Origin of the sequence: Psychrobacter sp. JCM 18901 (assembly GCF_000586435.1) — a bacterium.
GTDB lineage: Bacteria > Pseudomonadota > Gammaproteobacteria > Pseudomonadales > Moraxellaceae > Psychrobacter.
In genome coordinates, this window is record NZ_BAWH01000001.1 from 12,322 (window position 1) to 34,978 (window position 22,657).

Consider the following 22,657-nt stretch of genomic DNA (forward strand, 5'->3'; position numbering starts at 1 on the left):
TTAGACCGATCTTACCTGTATGAGTTTTATACTTGATTGACTATAGACGAATTATTTACAACATTGATTGTTCATAATTGGTTTGCGAGACGGCTTATATCTTATGGGTATAGGCCGTTTTAGCTATTATAATAATCCTATAATCAAAGAATTACTAAACTGTGACGGCGTTACCCTCATCAGATGTACTACTTGTACAATCTGCAGTCGGCTGCCTTGTATTCGCTTTAGAGTTCTATAATTATATTATTCATTGAAATTCTTAGCGACTTGCCTCATTATTGATTTTACTTAGCGTTATCAATCCCTTATCAGCATGTTTTCATTAATTCGAAAAACTGCGCTCATAGCGGATTGCTCATGCACTCACGTATGTATGGCAAAGCATATAAATAATTGCACCGCCTATCTAAGCTTCTGCAAAAAGGTTACCTATTATGTCAACTGTTCAAGCACCTACTCAGCACGTACCTGCTAAGATTACTGATAGCATTAAGCTAGTAGATGAGGCACATGCCAAAACCAATCTATTGGGGATGACGCAAGCGCAACTGGCTGATTACTTCAAGAGTATTGGCGAAAAACCATTCCGCTCAACTCAAGTGATTAAATGGATTTATCAGCATGGCGTGACCGATTTTGAGCAAATGACCAATTTGAGTAAGTCGTTGCGAGACAAATTATCACTTAATGCTTGTGTGGTACCGCCCAAAGTGATTCATCGTCAATATAGTGATGATGGTACGCGTAAGTGGGTATTTGAAGTCACTGGCGGCTCGTTGGTTGAGACGGTGCTTATCCCTGCAGATGATAGCAAGTTAAATGGCCGTAAGACATTATGCGTGTCTTCGCAAGTAGGCTGTGCACTAGACTGTAGCTTCTGTAGTACAGGTAAGCAAGGGTTCGAGCGTGACTTGAGTGCGGCTGAGATTATCGGTCAGTTATGGGTCGCTAATGCGTCATATATGACAGATGAAAATGAAAGTTTAGAAAACGTCGACCATAGCCTATGGGAAAATAACGTCACCAACGTGGTGATGATGGGCATGGGTGAGCCGCTATTGAACTATAAACCTGTAGTAGGTTCAATGGAGTTGATGCTAAGCGATCATGCTTATGGACTGTCAAAGCGTCGCGTCACGTTATCGACTTCTGGTGTCGTTCCGAAAATGTATCAGCTAGCACAAGACATCGATGTGGCATTGGCTATTTCACTGCATGCACCAAATGATGAGCTGCGTAACGAGCTGGTACCAATTAATAAAAAAAATATCCGTTAGAAGAGCTGATTGCAGCGGCAAAAAAACTATGTCTATGATGTCAATCCACGTCATAAGAAGCACGTTACGATTGAATATGTGATGCTTGATGGCGTCAATGACAGTAATGAGCATGCCCATCAGTTAGTTGCTTTATTAGAAGGGTTACCAAGTAAGATTAACCTTATTCCGTTCAACCCATTCCCACATGCACCGTATGACAAATCAAGCAACAACCGTATTCATGCGTTTAGTAATATATTGAGCGAAGCGGGTTTCGTTTGTACGATTCGCCAAACACGTGGTGATGACATCGATGCCGCTTGTGGTCAGTTGGTTGGACAAGTTGCCGATCGTACTAGACGCTCAGCCGCGTGGCAGCAGAGCATCAAAGATCGTGAAAGCGTTTAGCACGTTCTCTAGAAGATAAACGTTATATTCGACTGGTATAGCGTTTTAGCTGTCTTTTGTCTGTCGCAATGGTAAGAAAATGTAGCAATGACTGTCAAGATTGCAGAACGTGGCAATTAATAACAACTAAATTGTACTTATAGGGGTTAAATCTATTAAACTGAGGCCTCGAAGATCGAACGCATTGAATCCCAGTTTTATGATGGCGGCTATGATGACTTCTAAAAATTCTTGTCAGTTCAAATATCAAAAATCATTTTCTAAATTTTATAAGCAGTCGAGTATCAGTGCTGCCCAAACCGCTTTGCCAAAGCGTGCAGTCCTGTTGGCAGTGTTTGGCGTTCTTGTATTAAGTGGCTGTCAGACCACCCCGACTAATGATTTGTTAGGTAACTCTCCTTATCAAACATCTACGCGCGCTAGCATGATCGAAGTTTAGATCAGCAGGAAATCGCCCGTGTACGTACCTCACTTGCCGCGCAATACATCCGAAAAAATGAGCTTGATACCGCGCAGCAGCAGCTTGAAAAAGCCTTTGCTGCCGATAGCCGTTATGCGCCAGCCTATGATATGATGGGCGTTTTGTTGCAGCAAGAAGGCAGCCGTATCAATCTAGCCAAAGCTGATGAGTACTTCAAAAAAAAGCAATCGCGCTAGATAAAGATTTTGTACAAGCACATAATAATTATGGCGTGTATCTGTCACAGACAAAGCGCTATCGTGAAGCAGCAGAACAGTTTGAGATTGCAGGGGCGACGCTAGGCTATGAAGGCCGTATTGGCGCGCTAGAAAACCTAGGTCGTACTTATCTACAGTTGGGTGATGATAGTGCCGCTTCAAAAGCATTTTTACGGGCACTCGATGGCAATCGTAATAGCATCATTGCTCATATCGAATTGGTAGATTTATTGCTCGACCAACAGCGTGTACCGCAGGCACAGAGACTGTATGATGAGACGCTGATATTGGTGCAGGGGCAGGGTGTTAGCCCGCGCTTGCTCTTACAAGGTATCAAGCTTGCAGCAGCACAAAATAATATAACAACGCGCCAGCAATTGGCACAGCAGCTTTTATCCGCTTATCCGCTAAGTGATGAAGCAAAACAACTTAAGACTTGGCTTAACAATCCAGAGGCACCATGGAAATGATCACCCCATCATCTAACACTCAATCTAACGCTCAGGGATCATTTGGTGCCGTGTTGCAGCAAGCCCGTAAAAACAAGCAAGTAACTTTAGAAGCGGCGGCGGCTGAGCTGTTCATTCTAAAGCGTCATCTAGAAGCGCTAGAAAGCGAAAATTTCGCTGAGCTACCACAGGCTGCGTTTGCTCGTGGTTTTGCGATTAACTATGCCAAATATTTGGGCTTAGATTCAGCAAAAATCGCTAGTAGCTTCGATGCCGCCTATCCTAATGAGCTAAAGGCCAAATCAGCCAGTAATATCGATACGCCACTGCGTCCAATGGGGACTTTGCAGCGTGATACTCATAACCGTATCCGCTTTAACCCTCTATTGATCATAGGCGTTATCGGATTGATTATCTTGGCGGTATTCCTATTCCGCATGGTGAGTAACGCAAGCAAAGAAAATACCCAAGAGCCTGTATCAGCTGTGGAGGACATGTCAGCGATAGAGCAAGCCCAAGGTGCCGCCATCAATAGTGATGCAAGTGGCGTTGGTGCTTCTGGCTCTGCATTGAATCTGGGTGATGCTGCAACGACTGCTACCCTAAACCTTGTATTGACAAGCGACGCTGTGGTTAGTATCACGGATGCTTCTGGAAACAGTCTGATAAATGGTTCTCAGTCTGCGGGTAACTATGACTTGTCAGGTATGCCACCGTTTAATGTGCAAATTGATAATATCGATAATGTTAGCTTGATGCTCAATCAACAACCAGTTGCGTTAGATACGTATGCAACAGATAAGCAAGCCACTTTTGAATTGGCACCATAGTCAGTTGGATAAACGCCAAATTTGAATGAAGCACTTATATGTTTGGATGAAGCATCCATGTGTTTGAATAAAGCGCACATGTGTATCCTGATTTAGCTGATTTATATTATATGTACAAAGGCCTAGGGCTTTTCTATTTTTGATTCAAGGATTTATGTATGTCAATGCCATCGCCTATTAATCGTCGTCTGACCAAAAAAATCTATGTCGGTGATGTCGCGGTTGGTGGTGATGCACCAATTAGCGTACAGAGCATGACCAATACTGATACCTGTGATGTAGCAGCGACGGTCGCTCAAATCGAGCGTTGTGTCGAAGCAGGTGCTGATTTGATGCGCGTATCAACGCCAACGATGGATACCGTTAAAGCCTTTGGTGAAATTCGCAAACTGGTAAGCGTGCCTTTGATCGCTGATGTGCATTTTGATCATAAAATCGCTTTGGCCGTTGCTGAAGCGGGCGCTGACTGTTTACGTATCAATCCGGGTAACATTGGTAGCGATGCTAAGGTACGTGAAGTGGTCGCTTGTGCTAAGTATCATAATATTCCGATTCGTATTGGCGTGAACGCTGGCTCTTTAGAAAAAGACATACAGCGCAAGTATACTGAGCCAACTGGCGAGGCAATGCTAGAATCGGCAATGCGCCATATTGATATTTTAGAGCGTCTTAACTTTGACCAGTACAAAGTATCTGTCAAAGCCAGCAACGTGTTTTTGACATTGGATGCTTATCGTTTAATATCAGCGCAAATTAATAATCCATTACATTTGGGCGTGACGGAAGCGGGTGTCTACCGTACGGGCGCTGTTAAATCTGCTATTGCGCTAGGTGGATTATTGCTAGATGGTATTGGCGATACCATTCGTATCTCATTGGCCGCCGAGCCTGAAGAAGAGATTAAGATTGGTTTTGATATCTTAAAATCGCTTAATATTCGCTCGAACGGCGTAAACTTTATCGCTTGCCCAAGTTGCTCGCGTCAAGAGTTTGATGTAATTAAAGTAATGACAGCGTTAGAGTCGCGCCTAGAAGATATTCGTGAACCGATGAATCTATCTGTGATCGGCTGTAAGGTCAATGGTCCAGGAGAAGCAAAAGAGGCCGATATCGGTATCGTTGGTGCTGCCCCTAGATCACTGGTCTATCGTATGGGTGAAAAAAAGCCACCTTATTGATACAGGCAATCTGGTCGATGAAATAGAAGGTATGGTTCGCGCCCATGCAGAAGAGTTGGCAAAAAAACGTGAGAATGAAATCATTCGCGTAAAATAAGCCATAGAATAGATTGATACGTTAAGCTATATCGTCATAGCATCAATTAGATATAGCGCTTATTTGAAGATATAGAAAACAATAATAGAATACCTGTTAAACATTTAAGGATACGACCGTACCATGATCAAAGCTATCAAAGGTTTCAATGATATTTTGCCTGACCAATCAGCAAAGTGGCTGCATTTAGAAGCGATATTGGCTGATGTACTTGGTAGGTACGGTTACGAGCATATTCGCTTGCCTATCGTTGAACAAACGGATCTATTTGCCCGTGCTATTGGCGGCGCGACTGACATTGTCGAAAAAGAAATGTACAGCTTTACTGATAAATCTGAGCCACCAACGCCATTAGCGTTGCGTCCTGAAGGCACAGCTGGAGCAGTACGTGCAGTTATCGAGCACAACTTGCTACGTGGTGACACGCCCAAGCTTTGGTATATCGGTCCAATGTTCCGCTACGAGCGCCCGCAAAAAGGCCGCTATCGTCAGTTTCATCAGTTAGGTGTCGAGAGCTTCGGTAGCGCACTACCGGATGCTGATGCTGAGCTGATTGCGATGACTCATTTGATGTGGCAAGAGCTAGGTCTCAACAATGAGATGCGTTTGCAACTAAACAGTTTGGGTGAGTTGGATGAGCGTTATGCGTATCGCGAAGCATTGGTTGCCTATTTAACTGATAAAAAAGACCAGCTAGACGAAGACAGTAAGCGCCGTCTAACGACTAACCCTTTACGTATCTTGGATAGTAAAGAAGCGAGTACGCAAGCAGTATTGGCAGATGCGCCAAAGCTTGCTGACTTCTTAGGTGAAGAGAGTGTGGCGCATTTTGAGCAGGTCAAAGCCTATCTGACTGCGCTTAATATCGATTTTGAAATCAATCCGCACTTAGTACGTGGCCTTGATTATTACAATAAAACGGTATTTGAGTGGGTAACAGATAAGCTTGGAAGCCAAGCTACCGTTTGTGCGGGTGGTCGTTATGACGGGCTAGTAGGGCAATTAAAATCAATCGGTACAGATGGTAGTAAACCAGTAAAATCTGAGCCTGGTGTTGGTTTTGCAATGGGGCTTGAGCGTCTATTATTACTGATAGAAGCGGTAGCGCCGATTGCTGACATACCTGCTTGTGATGTATTCGTTGTGGCCCATCCTGAGGTATATAGTGCTGGTATAAGCTATGCACAGAACTTACGTCACAGTCGTCCAGATGTACGAGTAAAGATGGCCAGTGCCACGAGTCTAAAAGCGCAAATGAAGAAGGCAGACAAGTCAGGCGCGGCATTGACAGTCATCATCGCACAGCAAGAGCTGGATGATAATACGATTAGTATTAAAGACATGCAGACAGGTGAGCAAAAGACGGTCGCCCAAGATTGGCTATCAAATAAAGATAACTTTTCTCGTGGCTAATTGACTTTGACTAATCAGCTTTGTTTGTAGTACTAGCAATTTAATGTAAATTTTATCAGGTAAATATATATGGCTCTGACACCTAATTCGCCGAATGCAGATAACTCCATGCAAGCGCTAAAGCAATATGGTAGTTATATCGTTACTGCGATTTTGTTAGCACTGGCCGCCTACTTTGGTTGGACATACTGGCAAAACAATCATGCGCGAGTAGATACCGTCGCCGCCGATCAATATGCTGATATTCAGCAGCTAAACGAAGAGGTCAAACTGGCCTCGCAAAACCCAGATTTGGAGGCAGAGGCTCAAGAAGCACTTACCCAAAGTCGTAGCCAACTAGACAAAGATATTGATACTTTGGTCAGCACGCACGGTGAGTCGGTTTATGCATGGCAAGCGCTAATGATAAAAGCACGTCAACAAGTAGACAATGATGACTTTGCAGCAGCGACTGAGACATTCAAAAAAAGCATTGGCCATCGATTTGGGTGATGCTGGTCTGGAAGCGATTACTCGTTTACGCTATGCAAAAACATTATTGGCTGCAGGTGATACAGATGCTGCACTTTCAGAAGCAAACAATGATATGCCAAGCTCGTTTGAAGCAAGTCAGCAGGAGCTGCTAGGGGATATTTACCTAGCGCAAGACAATAAAGATTCAGCGATTAAATCTTATAGCAATGCGTGGGAGCTATTACGTAGCCGTCAAGAAACGCGTGCAGTATTGGCATTAAAGATGGAAAGCTTAGGTATCACGGCTGAGCCGATTGCTGAACAAACCAGTCTTGTTCAAGAGCCATCTGCTCCTGAGCCGTCGCTAGTGATGGATACCTCGAACGAAGTCGCTGTCGAAGCAGGGCAGTAAGTCAGTAGGCTAGATATTAAGTCAGTAGTATAGTATTGAGAGTTGGTAATCAGCCAAAGCTCTTTTTTAATATAACCTAATGATTACTAATTTGCGGTTGGCCAATTTACCAATTAATAATAATTTATCTGTAGTGAGAACATACAATGACTCAATCTATTCGCTCTAGCAAAATATTAAACACCAAGACTATCAAAAAGACAGTTATGCATGTGGCCGTACTGGCAGTAATGAGCACGGCAGTGATTGGATGTAATCGCGGTATTAAGCCTGTGGTTAATGATCCGGTAAAATTGGTACAAATCGCTCAGCCGATTAGCGTACTACAGCCTGTTTTCAGTACCGATGTTGGCAATAAAAAAAGCCAGCAAAAAAAGATCCGTTAGATTTGCAAGTTGGCTATGCCAATGGTCAAATCGTTACTGCATCACGCGGTGGTGAGCTGTCAGGGTTTAATAGTGCAGGCGAGCGCGTATGGTCAATCAATGTTGACGACCAAATCACCGGCGGTGTTGCAGTAGATGCATTGAGCCAGACAGCTATCGTTAGTACTCGTGGTGGCAAGGTCATGGCGTTTGATAGCACGACTGGTGCAAAACGCTGGCAGCAGCAGTTATCAGGTTCGGTTTTGACGCCAGCACTGATTACCAATAATCGTGTGGTATTATCAGCAAATGATGGTTTCTTACATGGTCTGTCACTACAAACCGGACAATCAGTATGGCAGTTCGCAACTCAAGTACCTGCTATCAGCGTTCGCGGTAGCGCTGCGCCAACTTTATTAGACAATGAGACAGCGCTTTTAGCAACAGCTGATGGTCGCCTGCATGCAATTACTGTCGATAATGGTCTTCCGCTATGGTCAAGACGTGTTGGCGTAGGTGCTGGTAGTAGTGAAGTTGAGCGCATGAGCGATGTCGATGGCAAACCTATCGTAGATAAAAATCAGTTATTTGCGATTAGCTATAGTGGTCAGCTATTGGGTATTGATTTGGCCTCGCGTCAGGTAATGTTCGTCAATGAAATTGCAAGCCTCAAATCACTGGCGGTAAATACTCAGCAAGTTATCGCTACCAGTCTAGATGGCAAAGTAGTTGCTTATGATCGCAACAGTGGCGAGACACTATGGGAAAGTGACGAATTGGCTTATCGTGATCTTACCAATCCTGTGATGATTGGCAACTATATTGCCATTGGTGATTTCGATGGCGTAGTGCATTTGTTTGACCCTGCTACGGGTAGCATCGTTAGTCGTGTAGAGACAAAAGGTGCGTTGACCAACTTGCAAGTCCAAGGTAGCCGTTTAATGACTCAAAGTACGTCAGGACAAGTTGCTATCTGGCAGTTAGTGCGCTAATAACTATATAGATAGGTGCTTATAGATAATCAACGAAGTGTAATATTTCACTATAGCCTTTGAGCCTATTCTCAATTATCATTTATAAAACACAAACGCTGCTTAGTCAGCGTTTAGTGCTTTGTGTAAATTGCTTGTTTAAACACAGGCTTTCGCGTACTCTATGCGACCGATGTGCTATCCATATATACTACTTATTTATGTATAATAGGTATTATGAAGCCATCCTATATACTATTTTTAATCGTAAAATAGCCATCTATTATTTTTGCTATTGTTCTATCATTCATTTTAATTCACGGTCAATTGCAGCATATCTATTACTATTGTTATGTCACTGGTTATAAGAATAACTGTACTGCCCGTCATTGTGCCTTTCACTGAGAGTAACCCATGAGTATCAAGCCTGTGGTCGCCTTAATTGGTCGTCCAAACGTCGGTAAATCCACCTTATTTAATCAGTTCACAAAAAGTCGGCAGGCATTGGTCGCTGACCTTTCAGGATTGACTCGTGACCGTCAGTACGGTGATGCAACTTATGAAGATAAATCTTTTATCGTTGTAGATACGGGTGGTATCGGTGAAGCTGACGACGGTAGCGGTAATATTGATGACTATATGTCTGAGCAGTCGCATACAGCAATCCATGAAGCAGATATCATCGTATTCGTCGTTGACGCTCGTGCCGGCATGATTGGCGCTGACGCTGAAATTGGTAAATTTTTGCATACGTTAGGCAAGCCTGTCTATGTTGTTGCCAATAAAGTCGACGGTGTACATGATGCAGCGCCTGCCGAGTTTTATGCATTAGGCTTGGGCGAGCCGTATCCGATGGCAGCCAGTCATGGTCGCGGTGTAGGTAACTTGCTTGAAGTGCTAACGGCTGATATGCCTGAGCAAGAAAACATAGTAGAGCCAAGAGGCTTGAAGCTTGCATTATCGGTCGTCCAAACGTGGGTAAATCGACGCTCGTGAACCGCCTGCTTGGCGAAGACCGAGTAGTGGTATTTGATATGCCAGGCACGACGCGTGATAGTATTTATATTCCTTATCAGCGTGAAGGCAGAGACTATGTCTTGATTGACACCGCTGGTGTACGTCGCCGCGGTAAAATCGATGAAAAAGTAGAAAAGTTCTCTGTCATCAAGACCTTGCAAGCGATTGAAGATTCTAACGTAACCGTGATTGTTATTGATGCTCATGAAGGTATCGTGGACCAAGATTTGCATATGATTGGGTATGCGCTTGACGCTGGACGAGCGTTAGTCGTTGCGATCAATAAATGGGATGGTCTAACGCAAGATCAAAGAGACTATATCAAGCTTGAGATGGATCGCCGTTTTAGCTTTATTCCTTATGTAAAAATACATTTGATTTCAGCACTGCATGGTACAGGCGTCGGTAATTTATATCCGTCTATTTTACGTGCGTATAAATCTTCGATGTTTGAAGTATCGACCAACCGTTTGACCCAGATTTTGCAAGATGCGGTAACGGCCAATCCGCCACCGACCGTTGCTGGTCGTCGTATCAAGTTACGTTATGCGCATATTGGTGGCCACAATCCACCCGTTATTGTTATTCATGGTAACCAAACCAGTGCGCTTCCTAAGAGCTATCAGCGTTATCTTGAGAATCAATTCCGTCAAGTGTTTAAGCTAGAAGGCACACCGCTTAACGTTATCTTGAAGCAAAATGACAACCCATATGCTAATAAGAGCGATACGCCGACTAAGGCAAAAGCTCAGCAATTGCGTCAGCGTGAGCGTAATAGATCACAGAAATTTACTACCAAAGATAAAAAGCCTCGTTAATCCTCGTATTTTAGGCTTTATATCTTTAGCTTTATGATTAATGTCATCGCGTTCGATAGCGCGATGACATTTTTCTACTAATACGCTATAGTTTGGGCCTATAAATAGCTGTCTCAATGCTTCAAAAATACTCAAATGTTTTACTTATCACATCTTTAAAATACCTGTACTATAAATGAAAGCTGCCCGCGACTCAGTAGAGTGATATGAACAACCGTTCGTTTCAAACCATACCCGTACTTATCTGGCGTTCTGTCATACAAGCTGTCGTATTGGCAGTGCTGGCAGGTTTTTTTATTGCCTTTTTATGTATGGTTTAGTGCATCACTATCAAGAAAAAGAACAGCATATTCAACAATTGGCATCGCTACTAACGACTAGCGCATCGACTGCAGATGGGGCAGATGTCGTGGCTGAGCAAGTGAATATCTTGTTAGAAAATGAGCCGATGATTCAGAGTATTGTTTTCTATTCCACCTCTGAGCCAATTGAAGATATAGACCAGTCGCTTGCTGATTGGAAAAATGCTTTATTTGCGCATACGGTCAGTTTCAACTATCCAGTGATTAGTAAAGACCTCGATGCCAGTATTGTGGCGTCCAATAAGTCCGATTCCAATCAACAGTTAGCACTGACTTTATCAAATATTATGAGCGAATCGTCAGCGCCAGATGAGGCGACTGATAAAGCTACCGAAAATAGCACATTGATTGGTTATATCAATATTACGATGGACGTAGAGTTGCTACGTTTACATTGGTTCCAAAATATCCTGTGGTTATGGCTAACAACAGTGGTAATGATTGTGATGTTTGCCTTATACATTTTTAGAAAGCTTAATTGGCCAGTTAAAGATATTGAAGTGTTAACCGATGTTTGTGACATTGTCATAGACAACGCAAATCTAGAGCAACTGCCAGTCATTCCGCAGCAATTCAATTTTCAAGAACTGACCCAAATCAAAAAAGCATTAATTGTGTTATTTAATCGTTTACAAGAAGCACGGCAAGGTTATGAAACCCTTGCGGCCTTTGAACAGCAATTGCACAATAAAGATGTGTCACTTGATGTGCAGTTGCATAATTTTCAAAGCATGATTTCTCATGAGTTAAAAACGTCATTGAATGCAATTGTAGGTGGGTTACAACTATTGGATCATGAGGCGCTAAACAGAGAGCAAAAAGACGCGGTAGAGATTATCAGTAGCGGCAGTGATAAATTGGTATTGTCGTTAGATCATATTATACAGTTGAACCAGATTCAAAAAGGCCAGATAAGAATTCATAAAAATGAGTTTAACCCATTACAGTTAATCGCTGACCTGTTAGCTAAGTTTGAAAATACGGCTACTCAAAAAGGGTTGGAGCTAATCAGTAATATTCATCATATAGACTATAGCTTATATGGTGATTCAGAAAAAATACATCAGATACTATCAATACTGCTTAATAATGCGATTAAGTTTACGCCTGTCGGAAAAATTACGATTACGTCGCAACTGACACATTTTAATAAAAGTAATCGTTGGCAGATTAGCGTGAAAGATACCGGTATTGGTATCGATAATGAGCATCTAGACGATATATTTAACCCATTCTTTCAGGTGGATTCGTCGCAAACTCGCCAGTATGAAGGCTCAGGGGTTGGCTTACCTATCGTTAGACAAATGGCACAGCTTATGGGTGCTACTATAGATGTTGATAGTGTGCTTGGCGTAGGTACACAGTTTACGCTGACCATAGCGATGCCCAATCAACAGCAATCAAAACAGCAGCGCTTATTGTCTGGCCTAACGATTATTTATTATTACTATCATGAGACAGGCTCCTTGTTAGAGGAACTGGAATACCTAGGTGCTACGATTATTTGTCGCCAAGGTAACCAACTCGTCATAGAGGAGATGCGTAAGCAGAAAGTTGACATGGTCATGTTTGCTGAAGATGTTTTCCCAGAAAAAGCTGAGATGCTGGCCAAACGCATTCGTCAGTATGAAGGCGATGAGGGCAGTAAGAGCGAGCATCGTGCGTTATTGGTATATTGGTATCCGCAGCATCGGGCGCGCTATGTAGACAGTTTTGAGTATGGTTTAAAAGCAGCTGGCATTGACTATTGTCATATTGCTACTTATAAAGACAAAGCGTTAAGCGACTTATTAAAACAATGGTTGGTTTAGACGTAGTACGGTTCTACTAGATCTGTGCTCCTAGTTGGGTTTATTTAATTTACTAGGTAGCATTTTTATATTTTCGACTTTTCAATATCGAAGCACTTTTAAATTAAAGTAGGTATAAATACAAAAAAGACGCCCATTTTAAGGCGTCTTTTTTAAACAGTTTTTAGCTAGAATTGCTTTTTAAAGGTCTCTCTTAGAGAAGGTTCTTTACCCAGCGTACGATATGTTCCCACGTACGGCTCATGAAGCCTGACTGTTCGATATCATTAGTTGCGATAATTGGAACTGAGGCTACCGCTTTACCATCGATGACAGCCATCATTTTACCAACTTCCTGACCTTTCTTAATCGGTGCTTCTAAGCTCTCAGGGATATCAACCACTGTGGTAATTTTGTTTTTCTGGGTTTTGCTGGTTAGAATTTGCAAGTTGTCGGCAGTTGCTAGCTCTACCTCGTCAGCTTCTCCAAACCATACTGGAAGCTTACTAACGAACTGTCCAGCAGGCGCCTTGGTAACTGTTGTAAAGTGACCGAAACCCCAGTTAAGTAGTTCGCGTGACTGATCGGCGCGAGCTGCTGGCTCTTGGTACCCATAATGACAGAGATTAAGCGCATGCCTTCACGGTTGCTTGATGCTACTAAGCAGTAGCCTGCCGCATCAGTGTGGCCAGTTTTCAGGCCATCAACAGTTGGGTCAGTAATCAGCAGAGCATTACGGTTACCTTGGGTAATACCGTTATAAGTAAACTCTTTTTCTGCGTAGATACTATAGTAGTCGCCGCTGTTTTTGATAATAGCGCGAGCAAGTTTAGATAAATCCAAAGCAGATGCTAAATGACCTTCATCAGGCATACCAGTAGCATTGACAAAGTTAGAGTTCTCCATGCCAATTTTTTTTGCGCTTGTTCGTTCATCAATATTGCAAACGAGGCTTCGCTACCAGCAATATGTTCAGCCATGGCTTTTGACGCATCATTACCTGATTGAATGATAATACCGCGTAGCATATCGATGACGCTGGCAGTTTTGTTCACAGGCACATACATACAAGATTGGCTGCTGCTACCACGGCACCATGCGTTTGGGCTCATCAATACCTGTTCATCTTCTTTCAGGTCGCCTGATGCTAAGCGTTGCTCAATGATATAACTGGTCATCATCTTAGTCAGAGATGCTGGCGGCAGCGCCTCATTGGCGTTCTTTTGAGCCAAAATTTCGCCAGTGTTATAGTCCATCAACACATAGGCAGTATTGTCCATTTCAGGTGGTTGAATGGCTGCGTTTGCCACTACTGCACTCATCGAGATACTTACACCAACTACCAGCTGTATCAGCTGATTTTTTACACGCTTTACTGTCATATATCATTACACCGCATCATGGAACCAAATGTATCTATCGCTTATGTTTTGTACCTATTTCCATACATTATTTTAAGCAGCATGTCTTAAATGCAGTGTTTAAAATAATGTATCGACGAAAATAGTAACGCCTACACAATAGACATAAAATTAACGCCTTATCTTAGCAAAATGACTACCGATGGGGAATCGATAAATGCAAAAATAAGGCAAGTTTGAAAAGAAAAATGAAGGCCTATCATATATTTGTTCTGACTATCATCTGACCAGTCTCTGCAATGGAGAATTCAACGCTCACAAAAAAAGCCTGCTGCACTGCTTGTGAATAACAAGTAAAGTGACAGCAAGCTTTGATGCTACAGATATCTAGACAATCAGTTGATAATATTTGCTTAATTGATGTTATAAAGAGTACATAGCTTTTATTTTATTATCATTGATATCAATATTATTAACACATTAAGCAGAGGACGCTAGTTATTGAATTAAACTAGCTAGTTGTCTAATAATCCGCGTTTGCCAAATCTTCACATAGTGCTTTGTTTTCTTGCTTTGAGAATCCCATCGTCCAACTACGAATACCTTGTAGTATCTGGCGGTAGTCTTGCTGTGTAGATAGGTATTGAATAGCCGCTTTTGGATCTTCTAGAGAAGGCATTAGCTCATGCAGCTGTACAGTGTACGACTTATAGAACCGCTGTTTTTGCTTACCATTTAGCATTGGTGGGCATATCTCTGATAGTACCTGCATCACCGCAATTTCGTGCTTAGTGATATTGATGCCAGACATGTCTAGCGGAATGGTAGTGCCAGAGTTATTCGCAGCATTAGAAGCTTGAGACAGCATAGCAACAGACGTTATCAGTCCTGCAATCCCAACTTTTGAGGCAGTATTTGCTATCACAGAAGCTATAGATAATATCGATTGTTTATTCATTCAGTATTACACTCGCTCGTCTTTATTTAATGGTCATATGTTAATCGGTAAAAAAACAAAAGTCACATAAAATATTGATTTATGTGTAGATATCTTGTGAGCCAACACCATTTTTTTAGCAACATATCAGTAGCATACCCTAATGACGTTACTTCAGTATCAGTACATCGGTTTGTATTGTTGTGGGGTGTTGCGTATTGTAACGCGATGCTTAATCTACTGGTTGTTATTCGTTTGATACAGATCTTGTTACGCTACTTTCATCGTATAATTATCAGCATAAGAAGAACACGATACTTTGCTAACGACAGGGTTCGTGTCTGTATATTATTCAGTTATAATCGCCCATGCTATCAAAATGAATATTTTTCTCTAGACTGTGACGTCATGTCATTGAAGAATTAGAGTATCATGTTTTCATTTTAAATATGATCATCGTATTTTTATGCCATATCTTGAACAGACATGGCGCGATAGTAGAATTACCAAATAGAGATGTAGAAAGACAGCTAATAAAACATTAACCACATACTGAGTAGAAATGAGATTTTTAATTAGTAATGATGACGGTGTGTATGCGCCAGGATTATTGGCACTGTCTCAAGCACTATCGACCATCGGTGAGGTCGTGGTAGTCGCACCAAACGAGGAGCAGAGTGGCTATGCTAGTGCATTGAGTGTATCAAAGCCATTGCATACGCATCAATTGCCATCGGGATTTATAGCGGTTAATGGTTCACCAGCTGATTGTGTCCATCTGGCGCTGCATGAGCTATACCGTGACGTGGATTTTGACTGTGTCATTACAGGTATCAATTCAGGTGCAAACTTAGGACAGGACGTGATGTTTTCTGGTACCTTTGGCGCGGCATTGACCGCGCAGTTATTGGGCATACCTGCTATTGCCACGTCTTTGGTAGGTGGCGGCGTAAAAAATGGCGGACAAGAATCAGCCAGTGATTATCAAATGGCGGCAAATGAAATTGTCAAATTGCTCACTGAGACCTCGATTTTAGAGTTTCTCAAAAGTTTGCCCTATCATGTATTAAACGTTAATATTCCTGATGTGGATAGCAACAGTGATATCAAAGGGCGAAAGGTTACCTCGTTGGGACACAAGCAGATCGCTGAGCCCGTGCGTCATATGATTGACCCGCGCGGCCGAGATGCGTACTGGCTGTCTCTACGAAAATGTAAAAACAGCAAGCACAAAAATGAGCGACCCTTAGACAGTTCAGCTAAATCAACCAATCAAAAAAATGTTGTATTAACATCGGGCATGACGGATGATCAAGCAGTGGCGGGAGGATACATCAGTTTGTCGCCAGTACGTCTACATCATACTCCAGCGGCGACATTGGATAAGCTTTTGGCACTAGATTTATAAGTTCGATAGGATATGATTATCAATGACATAGGTGATGGTCACCATATCACCTGCTGTACGAGTGATATAAATCATCTGCTAGATCGCTAATGGTAGTAACAATATCTAGAGGCTTTTGAGTGATATCAAGCGCTTTTGGATGATAAAACAATGAATGAGCAACACAAAGAATAGGAACCTTGTATGAAAAAAATCATAGCTGGATCGCACCTTGTTAAAGCCGCGTTGATTGGTACTATGGCAGTCGCTACTCTATCTGTCGTCGGCTGTGCAACGAAGCCTACCTATCAATCAGCAAACCAAGCAGGTCCTAAGATTATTACTAATGCGCAAGGCGTCCCTAACTATCACCGTGTACAACGCGGCGATACGGTCAGCCAGATTGCAGCGCGCTATCGTCTGAACTATCGCCAAATCGGGGCGATGAATAATCTAGATAGTAAATATACCATCTATAGTGGCCAATGGCTCAAACTATGGCAAGGCAATGCGGCAACCACTGCAAGTAACAATAGCTACAGTGCTCCAGTTCAAACGCAACCAACTTATACGCCACCTGTGACCCAGTCTCAAACACCAGCTTATGAAGCCACTGCCAACTCGACCTCTGGTTATGATTATCCTACGCGCAACCCAGTGACTCGTAATATTGACCCTGCTGCGGGCAATATGGGAATGTGGTTTGCGGGCAAGGTTGGTGATCCAGTACTTGCCAGCCACTCAGGAACTGTGCTTTACTCAGGCAACGGTCTGCCAGAGTATGGCAATCTAATTATGATTCGTCATAGTGATAACTACATCACAGCCTACGCGCACAATAGCCAATTATTGGTGCAAGAGGGCGATACAGTACAGCGTGGTCAACGTATTGCTAGTATGGGTAGCAGTGGTCAGACCAATGAGGTAGGCTTAGAGTTTCAGGTTCGCTTAAATGGTAATCCTATTGACCCACGTAGCGTACTTGGGCGTTAGATTTAAATAATAGCTACGGATAGCTTGGCCACTGTGAGCCATTTTATTTATTCATGTTTGAGATTTTTTTTATGAGATTAAAAAAAGCAATACCTCACCCTTATGCCAGCATTAGTGATGGTCGGGTGTACAAGCCAGCAGGCAATGCAAAGTAAGCCTGTTCGTCAAGGCGGCGTTGAGATTACTCAAACCCAAACCGTTCAGGTCAAGCCAACACCTGCGCCAGTCGTAAAACCGCAGCCTGCGCCAAAGCCTAGCTACAGTAGCTTTTCTGATTGGAAGTCAGACTTTTCTATGCGGGCCATATCGTCAGGCTATGATGCCCAAGTGATTGGTCGATTGCTCGATTCTGCTTATCTAAATCAGCAAGTCATCTCATTAGATTCAGGTCAGCCCGAGTTTTCTAAGATGCCGTGGGAATACGTAGATTCTGCGGTATCAAGTGGACGCGTCAGTGTAGGGAAGCGCAAATTTGCCGAACAGCGCGCTTACTTGTCTCAGCTAGAGTCTCAGTATGGGGTTAATGCAGAGATTATCGCTGCGATATGGGGTATGGAGTCATCGTATGGCGCTGTGACGGGCAATAGTGATTTGCCAAGTTCGCTTGCCAGCCTCGCCTATGATGGTCGTCGTCAAGAGTTCGCTGAAACGCAGTTGCTATCGTTAGCGACCTTACTACAACGCGGTGACGTATCATGGTCACAGTTGGACGGTTCTTGGGCAGGCGGCATGGGACAAACCCAGTTTATCCCTGAGACTTGGCTCAAACAAGGGGTCGATGGTGATGGTAATGGACATCGCAATCCTTGGGCACTGGTGATGCACTGGCTTCGACTGCCAACTATCTTAGCAATTCAGGTTGGGTTCGTGCTTAGCGCCTTTTTATGAAGCAACGGTGCCAGCCTCGTTTGATTACTCAGTGGTTGGTAGCAAACAACCTGCGGCTAGATGGGCTGCGATGGGCGTCGATACGATAGCGGACGTTTACTTAGATGCCAATACTCAGATGGAGCTATGGTTACCTGCTGGTAAAGACGGTCCAGTATTATTGCTGAGCCCAAACTTTGATGTGATTAAAGTCTATAACAACTCATCAAGTTATGCGTTGGGTGTTAGTCTGCTAGGCAAAACGATTAATGGACAAAGCGGGTTGCAAAAGTCTTGGCCTCGTTATGAGCGTCCGTTATCGACTACGCAAGTGACTAACCTACAACGTCGTTTGACTAGTATGGGTTACGATACCAAAGGCGCTGATGGTATCGTTGGTACCAATACTCGTATGGCATTCCAGCGCTGGCAAGCAGATAATGGCCAAACGCCAGATGGATTCATTACTCAAAACAGTGCGTCTTCATTGGCTGGATGGTGAGGTAGGCTGAGGGTATTTATACATTGTATAAAAGCGGCTCTTTTAAATTATATTTAGCCATTATTAATTAGCCACTAGCCAACAAACGATAATTTACTTTGTTCTACAAAAAGCACCTTGCAAGGTGCTTTTTTTGTCTCAATCTATGTCTGATTTTGCTGACATCTTTAACACAATAGACAATGCAATAAATATCAAATATTAAGACCAGTGTAATCTGGCTTTATTCAAAACTTATCAGGACAAGGTTAATACAAGAAAGTTGATACTTTGAATGATAGACTCTAGATAATGTGTTTTTTAACGATGACTTTGACGCATAGTGTTTAGTAACAGTTTTCAATGACCATTTTAAATAACAGTTTCGATTACGAATAATTAGAACGACAGTAATTAGAATGACAGAAAGAGCGTGACCTTATGATTACCATGGAAGAATTACAAGCTGCGATACAGCAACGGATAGATAATTATCATATTACTGACTTTCCGCTACAAAAAAAGAGCCGTCAACACTCTAGAGTTGCTGGGCAGCCTAAACCATATACTGGCTCAAGATATTGCTTCGCCTTTTGATGTACCGCGACAGAACCTATCTGCAATGGATGGTTATGCGATTGCCAAAGGTAGTCAGTTATCAGAAAGCAGTACTATCGAAATCGTTGGTGAGTCGCAAGCTGGCAGTGCTTATACTGGTGAGACAGCGGCGGGGCAAGGGATACGTATTTTTACTGGTGCAGTCGTGCCAGATTGTTGTGATACGGTCATTATGCAAGAGAATACGAATTTTGCAGATATCAGAGCAACCGTTGATAAATCTCGACCTTATAACATTACGCTCACGCAAACCGCCAAAGTTGACGATAATATCCGCTCACAAGGCGAAGAGATTGAGTCTGGCGAAGCCGTACTAAAAATTGGTAAACGCCTTAATCCTGCAGATATTAGCTTACTTGCCAACCTTGGTATTAGCCAAGTGAACGTGTTCCAGCCGCTCGTTGTAGGGGTGTTGGCAACAGGTGATGAGCTCGTATCTATTGGCAATGAGCTACAAAGCCTAGCCCAAATATATAATTCTAATACCCCAACGCTCAAAAGCCTGCTGTCAGATTTGCCTATCACTATTCGTGACTATGGCATTATTCCTGACAACCTAGAGCAGACAACTATCGCAGTCAATGAGGCCATGCAGGACTGTGATGTACTGATATCTACTGCAGGTGTTTCTGTTGGTGACTATGATTTTTTGACCACGGTGATTGAAACGCTAGGTCAAATTAACCATTACAAAGTGGCGATGAAGCTGGTAAGCCTTTTGTATTTGGTGAATTGAATAAAAATCTTGATAAGCCAGTATTGTATTTTGGCCTACCGGGCAATCCGCTCTCTACGGTTGTGGGTACGTTACAGTTTGTGATACCTGTATTGTGGCAAATGTCAGGTGCTAGCGTGTCAGAGCAGCCGATGCCGCTAACTATCAAAGCCAAACTTATCAGTGATATCAGAAAATCTCCTGGCCGCAAAGACTTTCAGCGTGGCGTACTGTCACGAGATGAGACAGGTCATTATCAAGTTGAGTGCTTCTCAAGACAGCAGTCACATAGAATCAAACAGCTGAGCCGCGCCAATTGCTTCATTGTATTGGACAAAGACAGTGGGAACGTAGCAGCTGGTAATGACGTCGTTGTACAACCGTTTCCTTGGCTACATCGCTAATTCATCGTTTGCCAATTTATTGTAAGGTGGTCGCACAGAGCTGAAGAGCAACCCTATAACCTTACACTGGTATGCTAAACACGAATAATAAAGTAGTGCTTATAGTAAGCAGTACTGATGGCAGTAACATATGATTGATGACAACATAGATGACAAACACAAAATAGATAGCCCGCAACTGTATTCACCGAGCTTGGCGCCCGCAATGTCCGACGGCTACATGGGGTCTTCCTTGGTCGTGCCCACTGAGCAGATGAGTGACTATCACCAGCCGCTAACCGATGGGTTTGCACGGCGTCTGACTTACTTGCGTCTGTCTATTACTGACTTTTGTAATTTTCGCTGTGAGTATTGCTTGCCAAATGGCTATCAAGGTAAGCGCTCTGATGATGAGCTGAGTATCTCTGAAATTGCAACTTTGGTGCGCGGCTTTGCTCAAGTAGGTACCAAAAAAGTTAGAATTACAGGTGGTGAGCCCTCTATTCGTCGTGATGTTGTCGAAATTATCGAAACGATTAAGCAAACTGACGGTATCGAGACGGTCGCGATGACCAGCAACGGTTATAAATTGGGTAAACATATAGCCAACTGGCAAGCTGCTGGACTTGATCAGCTCAATATCAGTATGGACAGTTTTGATGCCGCTACTTTTCATAAAATGACAGGCTTTGATACCTTGCCGCAGATATTGGCTGACATGGATATATTGTTAGAAACGACTGACATCAAACTCAAAATAAATAGTGTCTTGATGGCGGAGACTGCTTTTGAGAATTTAGTCACGGCGATCGACTATGTCAAAGATAGACAAGTGACTTATCGCTTTATCGAATTTATGCAGACCAGTGATAATAGCGATTTGTTTTTTTTGCTCAGCATGCTCAGTCTGATATTATCACTGATTACTTGTTAGAGAATGGGTGGCAGCCGCACGAGCGCGGTAGTGCCGATGGCCCAGCAGTGGAGTATAGCCACCCTGAATATGTCGGTCGTATCGGTATGATTGCCCCATATGCGGCGCACTTCTGTGATACCTGTAACCGTTTGCGTGTAAGCAGCCAAGGCAAGGTGCATTTGTGTTTGTTTGATCAAGGCAACTACGATATCCGTCCATACTTACAGCAAGACGATATCCAAGGACTGGTGAACACTTTACATAGTTTTATGCCGATTAAGCCTGAGCATCATCATCTGCATGATTCTAACAGTGGCATCATGCACAATCTATCGATAATCGGCGGATAAAAACCTTTGAGTCTACAATCATTTTTCTACATAGCTTTTTTTTGATACAACGGATCTTTAATACAATTATAAAATGACATCTATAAAGGATTATTTATGAGTAAGCCTGCTGCACAATTTACACCGCTTAATATTGCTGTATTGACTGTTTCTGATAGCCGTACGCTGGCAGAAGATACGTCAGGTCAGTACTTAGTAAATAGCTTGACTGAAGCAGGTCATCATTTAGCAGATCGTCAATTAATTACCGACGATATTTACCAGATTCGCGCAGTCATTAGTGGCTGGATTGCTAGCCCAGACGTTCATGCAGTTATTACCACTGGCGGCACAGGGTTCTTCATTAGAGACAGCATGCCAGAAGCGGTGAGGGTACTGTTTGATAAATCAATCGATGGTTTTGGTGAAATGTTCCGTCTAATCTCAAAAGATGAGATCGGTATGTCTACCGTACAATCGCGAGCAGTTGCTGGCATGGCCAATGGTACGGGTATATTCTGTCTACCAGGATCGTCTGGTGCTTGCCGTACGGGTTGGGAAAATATCTTAAAGGATCAGTTTGATAGCCGTACTCGTCCGTGCAATTTTGTACCGCATTTTTTGGCACAGAACCCTAGCCATAATTGAGTTATAAATAATTGAGCTATGAGTGATATACAATCAAGCCTGACAGGTAAATGGTAAATGAAAAACTGCTCAAATAATCTGGATGGTTTGGCAGGTGTGGTTATCTTGGCAGGTGGGGCATCCAAGCGCATGGGAACGGCTAAAGCGATGCTGACACTACCGTCAGGTGAGCAGCTGCTAGACTATCATGTTTGTCATGCGAGCAAGTTACAGGTTCCTATATTGATTGCAGATAATGGTCGCGGCTTTCAAACGGGTTTAGATGTCCATTCAGAAAAACCTAATGCGCCTGTTATTCATATTGCTGATTATGGTACTGATGTCGACTCTAATAAGCATGATGAGCAGATCAAAACTGGCGGCGCATTGGTGGCTATCAAATCAGCCTTACAAACATTGAACGATTTGATCAGCTTGAATGATTCAGGCATATTAAAAAAACGTACAAGCATCGTGGTTACTGGTTATCAGCTGTGATAGCTTAATACCAGCAACTGACCTGTGGCAGAAACTACAATG

General features: G+C 42.9%; 19 protein-coding genes and 5 pseudogenes. 21 read left to right on the forward strand and 3 right to left on the reverse strand.

Annotated elements, in window-relative coordinates; translation table 11 throughout:
• The first annotated feature begins 437 nt into the window (after nucleotides 1–437).
• Nucleotides 438–1,670: pseudogene (gene rlmN, locus TT11_RS00065) on the forward strand (23S rRNA (adenine(2503)-C(2))-methyltransferase RlmN).
• A 214-nt stretch (nucleotides 1,671–1,884) separates the two neighbouring features.
• Nucleotides 1,885–2,109 (forward strand): hypothetical protein, encoded by a 225-nt coding sequence (locus tag TT11_RS00070; protein WP_261868668.1) that lies wholly within the window; start codon nucleotides 1,885–1,887, stop codon nucleotides 2,107–2,109.
• Between the two features lie 29 nt (nucleotides 2,110–2,138).
• On the opposite strand, the gene TT11_RS00075 is transcribed toward TT11_RS00070, so the two are convergent.
• Nucleotides 2,139–2,264 carry a hypothetical protein gene (locus TT11_RS00075; protein ID WP_261868670.1) on the reverse strand — a complete coding sequence of 42 codons (126 nt, stop codon included), beginning with the start codon at nucleotides 2,262–2,264 and terminating at the stop codon, nucleotides 2,139–2,141.
• Nucleotides 2,265–2,362: 98 nt separating this feature from the next.
• Between TT11_RS00075 and TT11_RS00080 the strand changes: the two genes are divergently transcribed.
• The 10 genes and pseudogenes from TT11_RS00080 to TT11_RS00125 all read left to right on the forward strand — a co-directional run bounded on the left by TT11_RS00080 (nucleotide 2,363) and on the right by TT11_RS00125 (nucleotide 12,524).
• Nucleotides 2,363–2,818, forward strand: a complete 456-nt coding sequence (locus tag TT11_RS00080) for a hypothetical protein (protein ID WP_261868672.1) — start codon at nucleotides 2,363–2,365, stop codon at nucleotides 2,816–2,818.
• Nucleotides 2,815–3,627: a helix-turn-helix domain-containing protein gene (locus TT11_RS00085; protein ID WP_191115367.1), complete on the forward strand. Its 813-nt coding sequence runs from the start codon at nucleotides 2,815–2,817 to the stop codon at nucleotides 3,625–3,627. The genes TT11_RS00080 and TT11_RS00085 overlap by 4 nt, the downstream gene beginning before the upstream one ends.
• 158 nt (nucleotides 3,628–3,785) lie before the next feature.
• Nucleotides 3,786–4,902: pseudogene (gene ispG / locus TT11_RS00090) on the forward strand (flavodoxin-dependent (E)-4-hydroxy-3-methylbut-2-enyl-diphosphate synthase).
• A 123-nt stretch (nucleotides 4,903–5,025) separates the two neighbouring features.
• Nucleotides 5,026–6,315 carry a histidine--tRNA ligase gene (gene hisS / locus TT11_RS00095; RefSeq protein WP_261868673.1) on the forward strand — a complete coding sequence of 430 codons (1,290 nt, stop codon included), beginning with the start codon at nucleotides 5,026–5,028 and terminating at the stop codon, nucleotides 6,313–6,315.
• Nucleotides 6,316–6,384: 69 nt separating this feature from the next.
• Nucleotides 6,385–6,807: a tetratricopeptide repeat protein gene (locus TT11_RS00100; protein WP_261868674.1), complete on the forward strand. Its 423-nt coding sequence runs from the start codon at nucleotides 6,385–6,387 to the stop codon at nucleotides 6,805–6,807.
• The gene (locus tag TT11_RS00105; RefSeq protein ID WP_261868676.1) at nucleotides 6,746–7,180 is read left to right on the forward strand and encodes a tetratricopeptide repeat protein; all 435 of its coding nucleotides are present in this window, start codon (nucleotides 6,746–6,748) and stop codon (nucleotides 7,178–7,180) included. The genes TT11_RS00100 and TT11_RS00105 overlap by 62 nt, the downstream gene beginning before the upstream one ends.
• 146 nt (nucleotides 7,181–7,326) lie before the next feature.
• Nucleotides 7,327–7,566, forward strand: a complete 240-nt coding sequence (locus tag TT11_RS00110) for a hypothetical protein (protein ID WP_261868678.1) — start codon at nucleotides 7,327–7,329, stop codon at nucleotides 7,564–7,566.
• 2 nt (nucleotides 7,567–7,568) lie between these two features.
• Complete coding sequence (bamB, locus tag TT11_RS00115) at nucleotides 7,569–8,537, forward strand: outer membrane protein assembly factor BamB (protein ID WP_261868680.1); 969 nt, start codon at nucleotides 7,569–7,571, stop codon at nucleotides 8,535–8,537.
• Nucleotides 8,538–8,930: 393 nt separating this feature from the next.
• Nucleotides 8,931–10,351, forward strand: a pseudogene (der, locus tag TT11_RS00120) (ribosome biogenesis GTPase Der).
• A 307-nt stretch (nucleotides 10,352–10,658) separates the two neighbouring features.
• Nucleotides 10,659–12,524: a HAMP domain-containing sensor histidine kinase gene (locus tag TT11_RS00125; protein ID WP_261868681.1), complete on the forward strand. Its 1,866-nt coding sequence runs from the start codon at nucleotides 10,659–10,661 to the stop codon at nucleotides 12,522–12,524.
• A gap of 193 nt (nucleotides 12,525–12,717) precedes the next feature.
• Here the strand turns inward: TT11_RS00125 and TT11_RS00130 are convergent.
• Both TT11_RS00130 and TT11_RS00135 read right to left on the reverse strand, forming a co-directional pair.
• Nucleotides 12,718–13,885 (reverse strand): annotated as a pseudogene (locus tag TT11_RS00130) (D-alanyl-D-alanine carboxypeptidase family protein).
• Between the two features lie 502 nt (nucleotides 13,886–14,387).
• Complete coding sequence (locus TT11_RS00135; protein WP_261868683.1) at nucleotides 14,388–14,789, reverse strand: MCR_0457 family protein; 402 nt, start codon at nucleotides 14,787–14,789, stop codon at nucleotides 14,388–14,390.
• A 574-nt stretch (nucleotides 14,790–15,363) separates the two neighbouring features.
• Here TT11_RS00135 and surE point away from each other — a divergent pair.
• The 9 genes and pseudogenes from surE to TT11_RS00175 all read left to right on the forward strand — a co-directional run bounded on the left by surE (nucleotide 15,364) and on the right by TT11_RS00175 (nucleotide 22,615).
• The gene (gene surE, locus TT11_RS00140; RefSeq protein ID WP_261868685.1) at nucleotides 15,364–16,209 is read left to right on the forward strand and encodes a 5'/3'-nucleotidase SurE; all 846 of its coding nucleotides are present in this window, start codon (nucleotides 15,364–15,366) and stop codon (nucleotides 16,207–16,209) included.
• A 183-nt stretch (nucleotides 16,210–16,392) separates the two neighbouring features.
• The gene (locus TT11_RS00145; protein ID WP_261868687.1) at nucleotides 16,393–17,181 is read left to right on the forward strand and encodes a peptidoglycan DD-metalloendopeptidase family protein; all 789 of its coding nucleotides are present in this window, start codon (nucleotides 16,393–16,395) and stop codon (nucleotides 17,179–17,181) included.
• A 117-nt stretch (nucleotides 17,182–17,298) separates the two neighbouring features.
• Nucleotides 17,299–18,069 carry a lytic transglycosylase domain-containing protein gene (locus TT11_RS16745; protein ID WP_370587717.1) on the forward strand — a complete coding sequence of 257 codons (771 nt, stop codon included), beginning with the start codon at nucleotides 17,299–17,301 and terminating at the stop codon, nucleotides 18,067–18,069.
• A gap of 7 nt (nucleotides 18,070–18,076) precedes the next feature.
• Nucleotides 18,077–18,550 (forward strand): lytic murein transglycosylase, encoded by a 474-nt coding sequence (locus TT11_RS16750; protein ID WP_370587718.1) that lies wholly within the window; start codon nucleotides 18,077–18,079, stop codon nucleotides 18,548–18,550.
• Nucleotides 18,551–19,073: 523 nt separating this feature from the next.
• Nucleotides 19,074–19,883, forward strand: a complete 810-nt coding sequence (locus TT11_RS00155; RefSeq protein WP_261868688.1) for a molybdopterin molybdotransferase MoeA — start codon at nucleotides 19,074–19,076, stop codon at nucleotides 19,881–19,883.
• The gene (locus TT11_RS00160; protein ID WP_261868690.1) at nucleotides 19,880–20,266 is read left to right on the forward strand and encodes a hypothetical protein; all 387 of its coding nucleotides are present in this window, start codon (nucleotides 19,880–19,882) and stop codon (nucleotides 20,264–20,266) included. The genes TT11_RS00155 and TT11_RS00160 overlap by 4 nt, the downstream gene beginning before the upstream one ends.
• Before the next feature lie 220 nt (nucleotides 20,267–20,486).
• Nucleotides 20,487–21,511 (forward strand): annotated as a pseudogene (moaA, locus tag TT11_RS00165) (GTP 3',8-cyclase MoaA).
• 96 nt (nucleotides 21,512–21,607) lie between these two features.
• Complete coding sequence (gene moaB, locus TT11_RS00170) at nucleotides 21,608–22,138, forward strand: molybdenum cofactor biosynthesis protein B (RefSeq protein WP_261868692.1); 531 nt, start codon at nucleotides 21,608–21,610, stop codon at nucleotides 22,136–22,138.
• Nucleotides 22,139–22,195: 57 nt separating this feature from the next.
• Entirely contained in the window at nucleotides 22,196–22,615 is a 420-nt protein-coding gene (locus TT11_RS00175; protein WP_261868693.1) for a nucleotidyltransferase family protein, read from the forward strand.
• Nucleotides 22,616–22,657 lie beyond the last annotated feature (42 nt).

Bases quoted from the DNA above. Each gene is read 5' to 3' on its own strand.
- TT11_RS00110 (WP_261868678.1), top strand. From the start codon at position 7,327: ATGACTCAATCTATTCGCTCTAGCAAAATATTAAACACCAAGACTATC.
- TT11_RS00070 (WP_261868668.1), top strand. From the start codon at position 1,885: ATGACTTCTAAAAATTCTTGTCAGTTCAAATATCAAAAATCATTTTCT.
- TT11_RS00085 (WP_191115367.1), top strand. From the start codon at position 2,815: ATGATCACCCCATCATCTAACACTCAATCTAACGCTCAGGGATCATTT.
- TT11_RS00100 (WP_261868674.1), top strand. From the start codon at position 6,385: ATGGCTCTGACACCTAATTCGCCGAATGCAGATAACTCCATGCAAGCG.
- moaB (WP_261868692.1), top strand. From the start codon at position 21,608: ATGAGTAAGCCTGCTGCACAATTTACACCGCTTAATATTGCTGTATTG.
- TT11_RS16745 (WP_370587717.1), top strand. From the start codon at position 17,299: ATGGTCGGGTGTACAAGCCAGCAGGCAATGCAAAGTAAGCCTGTTCGT.
- TT11_RS00175 (WP_261868693.1), top strand. From the start codon at position 22,196: ATGAAAAACTGCTCAAATAATCTGGATGGTTTGGCAGGTGTGGTTATC.
- surE (WP_261868685.1), top strand. From the start codon at position 15,364: ATGAGATTTTTAATTAGTAATGATGACGGTGTGTATGCGCCAGGATTA.
- TT11_RS00125 (WP_261868681.1), top strand. From the start codon at position 10,659: ATGTATGGTTTAGTGCATCACTATCAAGAAAAAGAACAGCATATTCAA.
- hisS (WP_261868673.1), top strand. From the start codon at position 5,026: ATGATCAAAGCTATCAAAGGTTTCAATGATATTTTGCCTGACCAATCA.
- TT11_RS00105 (WP_261868676.1), top strand. From the start codon at position 6,746: ATGATGACTTTGCAGCAGCGACTGAGACATTCAAAAAAAGCATTGGCC.
- TT11_RS00145 (WP_261868687.1), top strand. From the start codon at position 16,393: ATGAAAAAAATCATAGCTGGATCGCACCTTGTTAAAGCCGCGTTGATT.